The 14,076-nt window shown below is 41.3% G+C and carries 9 protein-coding genes; 3 read left to right on the forward strand and 6 right to left on the reverse strand.

Features of this window, described 5'->3' with window-relative positions; all coding sequences use genetic code 11:
* Positions 1-8 precede the first annotated feature (8 nt).
* Genes FEK29_RS07680 through FEK29_RS07690 form a run of 3 tightly spaced genes read left to right on the forward strand, consistent with a single transcriptional unit; the run spans position 9 to position 5,451 of the window.
* Positions 9-1,760 carry a glycoside hydrolase family 43 protein gene (locus FEK29_RS07680; protein ID WP_240042694.1) on the forward strand — a complete coding sequence of 584 codons (1,752 nt, stop codon included), beginning with the start codon at positions 9-11 and terminating at the stop codon, positions 1,758-1,760.
* Between the two features lie 49 nt (positions 1,761-1,809).
* Positions 1,810-2,703, forward strand: a complete 894-nt coding sequence (locus FEK29_RS07685; protein ID WP_205123401.1) for an alpha/beta hydrolase — start codon at positions 1,810-1,812, stop codon at positions 2,701-2,703.
* Between the two features lie 36 nt (positions 2,704-2,739).
* Positions 2,740-5,451: an alpha/beta hydrolase-fold protein gene (locus tag FEK29_RS07690; protein ID WP_138257844.1), complete on the forward strand. Its 2,712-nt coding sequence runs from the start codon at positions 2,740-2,742 to the stop codon at positions 5,449-5,451.
* Positions 5,452-5,696: 245 nt separating this feature from the next.
* Here the strand turns inward: FEK29_RS07690 and FEK29_RS07695 are convergent, their stop codons facing one another.
* The 6 genes from FEK29_RS07695 to FEK29_RS07720 all read right to left on the reverse strand — a co-directional run bounded on the left by FEK29_RS07695 (position 5,697) and on the right by FEK29_RS07720 (position 14,068).
* Complete coding sequence (locus tag FEK29_RS07695; RefSeq protein ID WP_138257845.1) at positions 5,697-6,884, reverse strand: fumarylacetoacetate hydrolase family protein; 1,188 nt, start codon at positions 6,882-6,884, stop codon at positions 5,697-5,699.
* 210 nt (positions 6,885-7,094) lie between these two features.
* A complete protein-coding gene (locus FEK29_RS07700; RefSeq protein ID WP_138257846.1) occupies positions 7,095-8,306 on the reverse strand; it encodes a cupin domain-containing protein in 1,212 nt (403 codons plus the stop codon).
* A gap of 61 nt (positions 8,307-8,367) precedes the next feature.
* Positions 8,368-10,617 (reverse strand): outer membrane protein assembly factor BamB family protein, encoded by a 2,250-nt coding sequence (locus FEK29_RS07705; protein ID WP_138257847.1) that lies wholly within the window; start codon positions 10,615-10,617, stop codon positions 8,368-8,370.
* Between the two features lie 60 nt (positions 10,618-10,677).
* The gene (locus FEK29_RS07710) at positions 10,678-11,613 is read right to left on the reverse strand and encodes an RraA family protein (RefSeq protein ID WP_138257848.1); all 936 of its coding nucleotides are present in this window, start codon (positions 11,611-11,613) and stop codon (positions 10,678-10,680) included.
* Positions 11,614-11,640: 27 nt separating this feature from the next.
* Positions 11,641-12,882 (reverse strand): mandelate racemase/muconate lactonizing enzyme family protein, encoded by a 1,242-nt coding sequence (locus FEK29_RS07715; RefSeq protein WP_205123402.1) that lies wholly within the window; start codon positions 12,880-12,882, stop codon positions 11,641-11,643.
* 79 nt (positions 12,883-12,961) lie between these two features.
* Positions 12,962-14,068: a bile acid:sodium symporter family protein gene (locus FEK29_RS07720; protein WP_240042695.1), complete on the reverse strand. Its 1,107-nt coding sequence runs from the start codon at positions 14,066-14,068 to the stop codon at positions 12,962-12,964.
* Positions 14,069-14,076 lie beyond the last annotated feature (8 nt).

Raw genomic sequence — 14,076 nt, forward strand, 5'->3', positions numbered from 1 at the left:
CTTTAAAAATGAGAAAAAGAAATACACTTTTAGCAATGGTCGTTTTATCGCTGTTTGCCATGGTAAGCTTTACGGTTGCGGAATACAGTACGTATCCACCTAAAAAAAACGTCCCCATATTTACGAAAGTCATCTATGAGGGTAACGATCAGGTCTACAACGATTATCCATTGGAAGAAGGGGAATTTTATAACCCCATTTTACAGGGTTGTTACCCAGACCCTTCCATTACCAGAAAGGGAGACGACTATTATATGGTTTGCTCCTCTTTTGCCATGTTTCCCGGCGTGCCGATTTTCCACTCAAAAGATTTAGTTAATTGGACCGACTTAGGTGGTGTTCTAGATGATATTACAGAGTTCAATCCTCATGATACCGGTATTAGTCAAGGTGTTTATGCCCCTGGTATAACCTACAACCCTCATAATGATACATTTTATATGATTGTTACGGCTTTTTCTGGGGGACTAGGAAATATCATCGTAAAAACAAAAGATCCTATGAAAGGATGGGGTAGCCCAAAAAAGCTAGATTTTGGCGGAATTGACCCTTCCATTTTCTTTGATGATGACGGTAAGGCTTATGTTGTACATAATGATGCCCCGGATAAAGGAAAAGAATTATACAATGGGCACAGGGTCATCAAGATATGGGAATATGATATTGAGAAGGATCAAGTAATAGCCGGCACAGACGAAATCATTGTAGATGGTGGCGTAGATATTACCGAAAAACCTATTTGGATCGAGGCACCACATATCTATAAAAAAGACGGAAGTTATTACTTAATGTGCGCGGAAGGTGGTACGGGCGACTGGCATAGTGAAGTGATTTTTAAAAGTGATAGCCCAAAAGGACCCTACATTCCTGCTCCAAGTAACCCGATTTTGACCCAACGTTACTTTCCAAAAGACAGAGAAAATATGGTGGACTGGGCCGGTCATGCCGATTTGGTTAAAGGTCCGGACGACCAATATTACGGCGTATTCCTTGCCATTAGGCCCAATGAAGAAAATCGCGTTAATACGGGTCGGGAGACCTTTATTCTACCCGTAGATTGGTCCGGTGAATATCCTGTCTTCGAAAATGGTTTGGTCCCTATAGAGCCAAAGCTTAAAATGCCGAAAGGCGTAACCAATAAAACCGGTCAAGATGGTTTTATACCCAATGGAAACTTCACCTTTGAAGAAGATTTCTCTTCGGATAAGCTGGATTATAGATGGATTGGTTTAAGGGGTACACGGGAAGCGTTCATCAAACAAACAAAGAAAGGCTTGGAAATAACCCCGTTTAGTACCAACATCAAGGAACGAAAACCTACCTCAACGTTATTTCATCGGCAACAGCATAAAACCTTTTCCTTTACAACTACTTTGGAATATGAGCCGAAATCGGAAAAAGACATGGCCGGAGTTACGGCCTATCAAAATGAAAATTCCAATTATGTATTCGGTATCACAAAAAAAGGAAAGCAAAACTATTTAGTTCTTCAGAAAAACAGTAAACCCAATTGGCGTGGCGAAACAGTTTCTAAAATCATAGCAACGGAACCGATTGATTTGGATGGCCCAATTGACTTGAATATATCGGCCGAAGGGGATAAATATCAATTCAGTTATGCGGTAAACGGTTCGGATTTCAAAACGGTTGGCGGAACAGTTTCTGGGGATATTCTCTCTACCGATGTTGCCGGAGGTTTTACCGGTGCCTTGTTAGGATTGTATGCAACATCAGGTAACGACATCATACTGGAGGATTAGTACAATTATTTTTTGAAAAGTAATTACCGAGTAACTTAAAATCTACTTAGTGGGGAAAAATATTTTTTATCATATAGTTTTATTCTTCTTATCATTTTCCGCTATAAATGCTCAGGAAATAATAAATCTATATTCTTCTGAAATTCCAAATTCAAAACCCTCTGAAATAAAAGAATCTGGAGAAGGTTTGTATAGGAATGTAACCAATCCTACCCTGGAATATTTTAAACCAAATCCCGAAAAAGCAACAGGCTCAGCCGTTATTCTTATTCCCGGCGGCGGTTATAGTGTTGTTGTTTATCAAGGTGAAGGCATTAGCAATGCAAAAATTTTAGCTGAAAAAGGTATTGCCTCTTTTGTTCTAAAATATCGCTTACCAAATGATGAGATCATGGTTGATAGAAAAATTGGCCCTTTACAAGATGCCCAACAAGCCATAAAAATAGTACGTGAAAATGCTGAAAAGTGGGGGTTGAACAAAGATAAAATTGGTGTAATGGGGTTTTCTGCTGGTGGGCATTTAGCTTCAACTGTTTCCACCCATTTTGAAAAAGCCCACATAGAAAATGCAAAGAACACAAGCTTACGGCCCGACTTTCAAATTTTGGTTTACCCAGTGATTAGCATGACCAGTAATTTAACCCACGATGGTTCTCGAAATGCTTTAATTGGTGAAAATCCCAGTGAAGAAGATGTTCAACTTTTCTCCAATGAATTACAAGTGAATACAAATACACCAATTGCTTACATAACGCATGCTGCAGATGATATCACTGTTGATGTGGACAATAGTATTGAATATTTTGAACAATTGAGACACAATAAAGTAAATGTGGAAATGCATATATATCCAAAAGGAGGTCATGGATTTATTTTTAAACACTCCAGCTGGATTACTCCCTTATTTGATTGGATAAAAAGGAACCAATTAATCAATGACTGATATTTTTAATTGTAAACTAGATACACAACACTAAAAATGAAAAAACTAAGAATCCACATCGGCGTTTTGGCAATGCTCCTGATATCTTCCATAAAAATTATGGGTCAGGACCCAAACTTCCATATTTATTTAAGTTTTGGTCAGTCAAACATGGAAGGCAATGCGCGTATAGAAGCACAGGACACTATTGATGTAACGGACCGTTTTAAGGTTTTGGCAGCAGTAGACTGTCCGGAACTTAATCGAAAGAAAGGAAATTGGTACACGGCCATACCGCCCCTATGCCGTTGTAAAACAGGCCTTACACCTACAGATTATTTCGGAAGAACAATGGTAGAAAGTTTGCCCGACAGCATTACAGTTGGGGTCATAAATGTAGCGGTAGGAGGTTGCAAAATTGAGCTTTTCGACAAGGATGGTTATGAGGATTATGTCAAAACAGCCCCAGATTGGATGCTGAATATGATTAAGGAATACGACGGAAATCCATATGGTCGTCTCGTAGAGATGGCAAAGATTGCTCAAAAAGATGGTGTTATAAAGGGTATTTTATTACATCAGGGAGAATCGAACACCGGGGACACCCTATGGCCCAAAAAAGTAAAAGTAGTATATGACAACCTGCTTAAAGACTTGGGGCTCGAGGCTTCCAAAACACCTTTAATTGCCGGTGAGATGGTACATGCGGATCAAGGTGGTATTTGTTCGAGTATGAACGAAATTGTTGCAACGCTTCCAGAAACGATACCCAATGCACATATTGTTTCGTCAAAGGGAGTGCCGGATGCAAAGGATAATCTTCATTTTAATGCCGTAGGCTACCGTATTCTTGGCAGAAGATATGCCATTAAACTATTGAATGCTCTTCGTAATCAGGCCAACAATCCAATTGCCGAAAGGCACGCTCCTAAAGGGTTTGATATGGAAAAATCCGGAATAGCGAAAGGTCGTATCGACAGTATTCTGTATGATTCAAAAACGGTCGGTGCCCAGAGGAAAGCGCTCATTTATACTCCTCCAGGTTATTCCAAATCAAAACGCTATCCAGTATTATATTTATTACATGGCATCGGTGGCGATGAAAAGGAATGGTATAAAAATGGAGCTCCGGCCGCAATTTTGGACAATCTTTATGCGGAAAGAAAATTGGAACCCATGATCGTGGTCATGCCAAACGGTCGCGCCATGAAAAATGACCGGGCCGAGGGTAATATTTTTGCCCAGGATAAAGTGGCCGCATTTGCCACTTTTGAAAAAGACTTGTTGAACGATTTGATTCCGTATGTCGAGAAAAAATTCAAAGTCTACAAGGATAAGGAGCACCGTGCCATTGGAGGTCTCTCTATGGGTGGTGGGCAAACCCTAAATTTTGGTTTGGGCAATTTGGATACTTTTTCTTGGGTAGGTGCCTTTTCTTCGGCTCCAAATACAAAAGTACCTGAAGAATTACTGCCAAATCCTGAAAAGGCTAAAGAATTGGAAGCATTATGGATCAGTTGTGGCGATGCCGACGGTCTGATGCCTTTTAGTAAACGTACGAGTGATTACTTGAGTGAACACGATGTTCCCCATATCTTTTATGTGGAACCAGGTGGACATGATTTTGAGGTGTGGAAAAATGACTTGTACATGTTTTCTCAATTACTCTTTAAACCGGTTGATAAATCACTTTTCAACAAATACAGCGTGCTCGGATTACCAGCAAGCACCAATATAAGAAGGTCGTCCTATCCTCAAATACTACCAGATAAGCGTGTTATTTTCAAGACCAAGGCTCCGGATGCCAAAAATCTACAAATAGACCTGGGTAAAAAATACGACATGGAAATAGATGATGAAGGTTTTTGGACCGTTACCACAGACTCCATCACCGAAGGTTTTCACTACTATTCCCTGATTATCGACGGGGTAGCGGTTGCAGATCCTGCCAGCGAATCATTTTATGGAATGGGTCGTATGGCCAGTGGAATCGAGATACCGTTCAAGGGAGATGGATACTACAGCTTAAAGGATGTTCCCCATGGTGATATTCGCATTAACAAGTACTATTCCGAAGCTTCCCGTTCTTGGCGAGAAATGTATGTCTATACACCTCCGGGGTACGATGGGTCAACCGGCAACTATCCGGTGCTCTACCTCTTACACGGCGGTGGTGAAGACCAACGGGGCTGGGCCATGCAAGGGAAAACTAATCTAATATTGGACAATTTAATTGCCGAAAATGAGGCTGAACCTATGATTATTGCCATGTTGGACGGAAATGTTTCCTCTGGCGGTCTCGCCGGGTTCAACGAAAATTCACTGAAGGCTTTTGAAAATGAACTAAAACAAGCAGCGATACCTTTTGTGGAAAACAAATACCGGGTAAAGACAGGAGCTGAAAATAGAGCCTTAGCCGGACTCTCCATGGGTGGATTGCAAACACTTTATGCAGGTATTCAGAATACGGATATGTTCGCTTATTTAGGTGTTTTCAGTTCGGGATGGTTCGCAAATAACGATGAGTTATCGGGTCCCCAATATGCACTTATGAAAAAGCATACCGAGAAAATCAATAACAATTTGAACCGCTTCTTTATTTCGATGGGAGGTAAAGAGGATATCGCCTACCAAAACTGTCAAGTAATGATGAAAAAATTTGACGAGATAGGTATCAAATATGAGTACAGCGAATATCCAGGAGGACATACATGGCCCGTATGGCGACATGACCTTTATACATTTGCACAGCGCTTATTTACAAAATGAAACCTTTTGAAAAATAGTGACTATGGAAAAAACAAAAGGCCTATTAAGCAATTTCCTAATGAATTCTATACTTTGAACTTATCCAATACAATGTAATCTATGTTGACTCCCAATCCCTGTAAGCACAATTGAAAATTGCTATTTACAGAGGTTGGGAGTAATAAAACAATAGGTTTAGGAACAAATAAATCAGTTTCTTAAGAAGGGGGATTTCAATTTACCACAGCATCAACCTATAGCTAATGCTAGCCGATCATTCTTTTTAGGGTATAATCAATAAAGGCATTGATTCCAAATTGCCATCTTGGAATCCTATTCGTTAAGTTTACCCAATTAACCAATTGGCCAAGTTTGGGAGATGCAATTACCACTTTATCATTTATTTTATGGGTAAAGCCCATACCTTCTTTGTCCCGGTCCAACGTAGGGGCGAACATCGTTCCGCAAAAAAGTACAAACCCATCGGGATATTGATGATTATCGCTCAATACCTGACTCACCAAGTCCTCCGGAGACCTGCTTATTTCCCCCATATCACTGGAATCTTCTAAAAGAAAGCCATCTTTTCCTTCAATTTTTAATGATACTTTTGAAGCTTTTAAATGCTCCAGGGAGAACGTATCGTCAAACATTCTAAATAACGGACCGATGGCGCAAGAGCCATTTTGATCTTTTGCTTCCCCAAGTAATAAGGCGCTCCTTCCCTCAAAATCCCTCAGGTTAACATCGTTGCCCAATGTGGCACCCACTATTTGCCCTTTATTGGTCACTACCAATACCACTTCTGGTTCTGGGTTGTTCCAACCAGAATCATGGTGAACTCCTACTTCTGCACCAAAACCAACGGAAGAAAAGGGTTGGGACTTAGTGAATACTTCGGCATCCGGCCCTATACCTACTTCCAAATATTGTGACCAGATACCCCGTTTCTTCAGTTCTTCCTTTAATTTCATGGCATGGTCAGAGCCAGGTCTAACATTATTTAGACCCTCCCCTATGGTAGCCGTTATTTCTTCCCTTATCTCATTCGCCAACATGGGATCACCTTTTGCCTTCTCCTCAATTACACGTTCCAATAGGCTTTTAATGAAAGTTACCCCGCACGCCTTTACCGCCTGGGTATCGTTAGGCGCCAGTAGAAAAGGTTTTTCTTCATCCCTATTATGGAATATGGAGTTCTCCAATATTTCTTCCAGCTTTCCTATTTGGGTAATATTTTGGTCGTTCACCTTTAGAAACTCTTTATAAGAACTAGTATTGATAAGTTCACTGGTAGATTTAAAATAATAGGACAGATCATAAACTATTCCCTTATGGGCCCAAATCACGTGGGGTCCCGCTATATTTTTAAAAGCGTTTTTTTTTGGAACGTGGCATCTTCCTATCCATATGCCTTCATTAGCCAATTCTGGGATTATTTGATTTTTATCCATGTATAGTTTTGATATTTAGTGGGTTGTACAATCGTTGTTGTATTGCCATGTATTTGCCTAATTTTATTCTAAAACATCGCCTTACGAGGTGTCGAATCTTGTTTTCAATAAATGTCTGGATGCTTATTTACCCATCTTAAAAATAAGAAACCATTTTTAAGCCTTTATTACTAACAAGGAAAATGCCGACCCATTTTAAGAACGACTATTTTAATGCTGCACATCATCGCCCATAACATCGTAGCCTCGCCACTTAAATTCCTTGGCAAGTCCTGATGCTGCCGGCCATGCAATTTGATGCTGGTCGCTGGCCACCCATTTTCTCCTATTTTCTTCCGTATCGAAAGATATTTGAATTTGGTAGTTGAATATAGTTGGTTCCGCTTGGATCTCCTTTGACAAATCTTGAGGAAAAAGACGAAGTAGTTTAGAACTTAAATATCCGTCTTGTACGACCATTGCGGGAACATAAATGGAATAGTACATTTTTTCAAAAGCTGCCGCATTTTCCGCATCTACCACAAAGTCCATTTGCAATGCCATGGCCTTGGGTCGGTTCAAGGGTTTATTAATTTTATGCCCACTTTCATTGGATGCGGCTATACCAATCACCAAAATTTCCAAATCTTCACCATCACCAGACCATGATATCTCCTCTCCCAAGCTGGCAAAGAAGGAATCGTCTTTCTTTAACTCTACCGTGGACGAACCTACTGTAGCGGACCCTGTTCCTTTCATAATGTAATAAACCTCCTCTGTACCTTCCAATCGATGCATTTCTGTTTTGGTCCCTGCCGGCACTACTAGATGATCCACATGGTGCCAAGCGGTTCTAAAGATTTCGGGTCCCAAAATTCTTTTAAACTTTGCTCCCTTTCCATAATGGGCCTTTTCGTCCTCTTTAAGTTGGCTCCTGTTCAATTTAGCATTTACAAACACAGGGGCGCCATCTCTTTTGGTTTTGGATAAATCGTCTCCCAAATCAAAGGCATCTCCCCTTGCCTTTACCTCGCTTACGGCAAAATTCAACCACTTTAAAGGTTTTCCAGAGGCATTATAAATACCATGGGAATCGCCAAGTTTGCAGGGAACTAATGCCGGCCCCTTTAGGGTCGATGTTCTTCCATTAATCGTAAACTCCGCCTCCCCATCCAGAATAACGTACATCTCTTCAATGGAATGGTGAAAATGATGGCCTATCCCAGATTTAGGCTGAATTATTCCAGAATGTAAATACAAAAAATTAGTGGCCAGATCATTTCTACCTACTAACTGGGTAAAACCCATTGTACCCGCACCTGCGTGCACACTAGACAAATCCCGATAGGTAGAAGGGTCATTGTGGACCACCCTTTCATTGAGGTTTTGCGCTATACAGATACTGCCCAAAAGACAGCACAAAAAACTAAGTATTGGTTTCATAAGAGTGAATTATATTTTAATCGATTCGAAAAATTATCATTTTTAACCCCTACGAAAGAAGTCATTTTTTATCCGGTATCCCGTAAACCACGTACCCTTTGGAAATGGCTCCCGACTTTTTTGAATGATCGTAACTATCGCTTCTAAAATTGGAAGTAGCATTTATGACCAAATATTCCTTACCGTTCAAAGTAAACATACTTGGTTGGGCATTGGTTTCATTGCTCAAAGTAGTTTCCCATAGTACGCTTCCATCTTCACTATCAAATGCATATACCTTGCCTCCTTTGGCAGTAGCAAATACGATACCCGTAGAGGTAATTACCATACCCTTACGTTGTGTACCATTTGGAGCTCCCTTGGTCTCATCCCCTTTTGCATAAAGGGAGTCCACGCCAATGGGCCGTCTCCATTTTATCGTTCCGTTATTGAGGTCATATGCAAGGATCGAAGACCAAGGTGGGTCAATTAAACCCGGCCAGTCCAAACCATAATCCGTGGTGTACCTTACTTCTGGATGATCAGTGCCTTCAGGATACTCTTGCATGGGAGCGCCACGCTGGGTATCCGGGGGAATATCTACGCCTCCTGAAGCCACAACTGGTCCTTCGATTGGCACTTCTTCACCTTGGCCACGTCTAAAATTTCTACGTTCAGGATCACCTCCCAAAAACTGAAACAACGCCTTTAAAGAGGCTTCGTCCACATGTACCAGACCAGGCATGACCCCTTTTCCGTTGATTACAATGTTTCTAAAATCCTCATAAAACATATGGTGTCCCAAATTTTTTAGGGAAGGTCCCGCACCACCCTCCATATTTGGACCATGACAGGCAATACACGAAGACCCGTAGAGCGATTTCACCTTATCAACATCATTATTCGTCAACTCATTTTTAGGTGGTTCCACTTTGTTTAACCTGTACGTTGAGGCATACTCCTGGGTCATTATGTACATTATTCCATTGTCTGGATCTGCAGCAGTATTACCATAGTTGGCACCACCCAAGGCTCCGGGCATCATTAGGGTTTCATATTTATCCGATGGCGGCACATACAGACCGGTTTTTGCCGAGTCCAGCCGCTTAAGCCAATCCTGTCGAAGGCTATCCGAAAAATATGGATTCAAATTTTCCTTGGTTACCTCATGTCTTGTAAAACTAGGGAGTGATGTTATGGGTTGGGTAGGCCAAGATTCTTCCCCAGGCATTTCGCTTTTTGGAAATGGTTTTTCTTCAATTGGAAATAAAGGTTCCCCGGATACCCGATCAAACACAAAAACAAATCCATGTTTTGTGGCTATGGAAACCGCATCTATTTTTTTCCCATCCTTGTTCACTGTTAGTAGTTGAGGTGCAGGTGATAGATCATAATCCCACAAATCATGATGTACCGTTTGGTAATGCCATAATCTTTCTCCTGTCTTAGCATCTACGGCAACCAGGGAATTTGCAAAAAGATTACTTCCTAGTCTATCGGCCCCGTAATAATCATACGTAGGTGAACCAATGGGCAAATACGCGATTCCCCTTTCCTCATCTACGGAGATTTCACTCCAAACATTGGCACCGCCCACATATTTGTAAGCATCCTTTGGCCATGTTTCATAGCCATATTCGCCAGGATGGGGAATGGTATGAAATATCCACTCCATTTTACCAGTGACCACGTTATAGGCCCTGACATGACCCGGCGGCGAAAAATATCCTTCTCCGGGCGCGGACCCCAATATCAATAGATTGTCATAAATGACACCTGGCATCATAGATTGAATACGGGTTATTGAGGTTGGATCACGGTCCAACCCTTCCCTAAGATCTACATATCCATTGTTTCCAAAATTCTCTATGGATTTTCCTGTTCTTGCATCTATGGCCTGTATGGAATTGTTCAAGGTAAACAACAATCTTTGATCACTCTTGTCCTTACTTTCCCAGTAATTGATACCTCTTCTGGTAATTCCCGGTAAATTGGCATGAATCCAAAGTTCTTCCCCTGTTAGGGCATTAATTGCAATTAAAGAACTATTCTTTCCTAACACAAACATGGTACTGTCCACGATAATAGGACTGAAAAAATAAAACCTATCATCGCCGGAAGGATAGCTCCAAAGCATTTCCAATTGACCTACATTTTCCTTGGTAATACTAGGCGACTCAAAAAACTTGGATTGATCCGGACTGCCCCCATAGTGGGACCATGTCTTATGGTCCGTACTTTGTACTTCAGGAGATTGACATCCAACAAGAACGAGTATAAACATCGTTACTGAAAGAGGAATCAGAAATCTGGATAAGTCTTTTTTTTGCATTATTTTAAGGTGTAAAATCCCGGCGATAAGGGTTTTAATTTCAACCGTACTTACTATCGGCTACCAAGTTCTTTTCTTCAATATTTCTTGAATCTGTTCCCTTGAAACAGGAAGATCATCTATATGTTCGTTGAGCCACTTGCTAAAGTCTTTTTCTATATCCTCTGCCCAACGGGTATCTATTTGTCCTGCGGTATATACACCTTCTTTGATACGCAAGTGGCCAAACATATCACGGAGCCTAACAACTTCCGAAGTTGTTGCGACCTTTTCGGCTAAGTGGGGAGGTATAAAAGTCACTACTCCCATTTTTCCCAAGACCACGTCGCCTGGCATAACGGTTACCGTTCTGATTCGGGTAGGTTGGTTTATACCGATGAGCATCGTATTCAAATCTCCCGGTGGATTGTGGTGGGATGCATCATAGCTGGTGTAATAGGAGGTAAAACCACCTATTTCCATGAGTCCCTCCACATCCCTAAGAGCGCCGTCGTAAACGATGCCATTTCCAGTTTTGGCATAAATGGCATTCCCTACATTGTCCCCAATGGTAGGACCGTCCTTATCCGCCCCAAATTGATCGGCAACATAAACATCACCCTTAACCAAAATATCCACGGGCCATGTATTTTGTCCCCGTTTTCCCTCAGCTTTTCCACGGTCATCAATGGCTTTCCATACATCAGGGCGGCCTGGCATAAAGGTGGCTGTTACGGCGCGACCTACCAAAACACTATCTGGATTGATCATTTTCCAATCCTCCGCTATTTGATATCGATATCCTTCGTTCTTCATGACGGCCCAAGCCTCTTCCACACTTACGGATTTTATCCGTTCCAACAGGGCATCGGACACCTTGGGTCTTCCATCATCAAAACGTTCTCCGGTCCATTGTGGAGTCAAAAAAATAAGTTCTTCCTTACTGATCTGCTGCCCCATCATTTGTGTTGCAAGACCCACGAGCACCACTAGGAGCATATATTTTTTTCCAAACATAATCTTCTATATTTAAAGTGTTATTGATTATTCAAAAAACGGAACTCCTTCAGGTGCATATTTTCGCATGGCATCCTCATTGATGTCTACCCCAATACCCGGTTTATCCGAAACTTTTACAAAACTATCCTTTACCCAATCTCCTTCATCATAGGTTACTATTTCCTTAAACATGGGGTCTGTATGAAAGTACGATTGCCATTCCATTAAATGGAAATTTGGAACCGAGGCACACACATGGGCGCAGGCCATGGCACCTAGGAATGAAGCCACCATGTGTGGAGAGAAAGGAACATAATATAAATTGGCCAAATTGGCAATACGTTGACCTTCACCTAATCCGCCACATTTTTGAAGATCTGGCATAATAATATCCACTCCATTGTCTAACAATTGCTTGAACCCGTGACCTAGATACACATTTTCACCAGCAGAAATTGGAGTACTTGTTTCTTCGGCAAGTGTTTTAAAAGCATCAAAATTTTCTGCTGGTATGGGCTCTTCCAACCAAGTAAGATTTAAATCCTCTACTTTTTTTGCTATGGTCTGGGCGGTAACATGATCATAACGTCCATGCATATCCACACACAAATCAATTTTTGGACCTACCGCTTCCCTCACCGCGGCAAGTTGATCATACATACGTATAATTTCACCCGGACTGGCGGTCCAATTATATCGATCATACTTATCCGGATCACTAGCATAATCCAAATCGAACTTTAAGGCATTGAAACCCCAATTTTTGATGGCATCCTTTGCTGCGGTAGCGAAATCGTCCGGAGAGGGAAAACGAACCCTATAAAGCGCCGTATCACAATATACCCTTACCTTGTCCCTGAATTTGCCTCCAAGCAACTTATAAACAGGCAAATCCAAGGCTTTGCCAGCCAAGTCCCACAAGGCAGTTTCAATAGCTGAGAGAACTGCTACGTAAGTACCTGACTGCGCGCCGCCAAAATGACCCGCCCGTCTAATATCCTCAAATATTTTATGAACGTTGAAAGGACTTTGGTCCCTTAAAAAAAATCCCATTCTTTTGACCAGGTGGTAGGTACCTGGCACGGCATCAACACCTTCTCCACATCCGTAAATTCCCTGATTGGTATGTATTTTCACGAAAAGACCACTACCCCTTCGTATAAAACCACATTTTACATCGGTTATCTTTAAATCTGAAGGCGCAGAAAGTTTGGGGTTTTTATCAATAGCTGCTACATATTCGTTACCATAGGTACTTGAAACCATACCTAAACCTGCTCCAGCCATTAAAGATTTTGATATAAAAGATCTTCTTGAATTTTTCATTGGTTCTTTTGATTTTTGTTAATGTGATTAATTTTATTTATTAATTGGTTTCCAAAACTTTAGCTTCCTTCACCGTTGGTTTTCCATGCCAGTAAGAGGCCAATACAGATCCAGTGATGTTCATCAACGGTCCAAACACTGCGGGCGCCAATCCCATGGTTGCTATTTTCCCAAGACTGTTGGCAATACCAGATGCCAATCCAGCATTTTGCATGCCCACTTCAAGAGCAATGGTTCGCGCATCCTCTTCGGACATTTTGAAGAGTTTCGCGTACCAATAACCTAGAAGGTATCCAAAGAAATTATGGATCAATACAAGAAACATTAATATGCCTCCTATGTCCAACAAACTATCCCTGCCCGCAGCAGTGATAATCGTAATGATCAATCCAATGGCCAACATTGAGATTAGCGGCATGGCTCGACCAATCCAATTGGCACCTTTTCCCAAAAGTTTATTGACCAAAAGACCCGCACCTATGGGAAGAATAATCATTTTGATAATGCTCCACATCATAGAAAGCACATCGATTTCAATGAATTCACCTGCAAATACCTTCATCATTAGTGGCGTAAGAAAAGGAGCCAATAATGTTGCTATGGATGTAATGGTTATGGACAGAGCAACATTGGCATTGGCTAAAAAAGCCATAACATTTGAGGCCACACCACTTGGGGAACAGCCAATTAAAACGATACCGGCTGCAATTTCCGGAGGAAAATCACTTATCTGTGCCAAAATGTAACCAATGATGGGCATTACTAGTAACTGTGCCGACACCCCTATAGCAACACCCTTAGGTGATTGAAAAACAGCTGCAAAATCCTTGATGCTCATAGTGGTACCCATACCGAACATAATAATCTGTATAAGTGGAATTATAAGTACAGTGAGCTTGAAATCACCAATATTGGTGAAATAGGATGGGTAGTAGAGGGCAGCCGTCACCCCCATAAAAATCATAATTGTAAAAATAAGACCTTTTAATTTTTCATACCCGTTGAAGCCGAATGCAATGAGGGCAAAAAGAATTAGTATGAAAGGTCCTGCCATATCTATATTTCCCGATATGATCATACCAACGACGACCAATAAGAAAACCGCCGCAAAGCCTAAAGAAATTGAATAAATATTGATTTTTCCCAAGAGTAAAT

This window comes from Maribacter aurantiacus (genome assembly GCF_005780245.1).
Taxonomy (GTDB): Bacteria; Bacteroidota; Bacteroidia; order Flavobacteriales; family Flavobacteriaceae; genus Maribacter; species Maribacter flavus.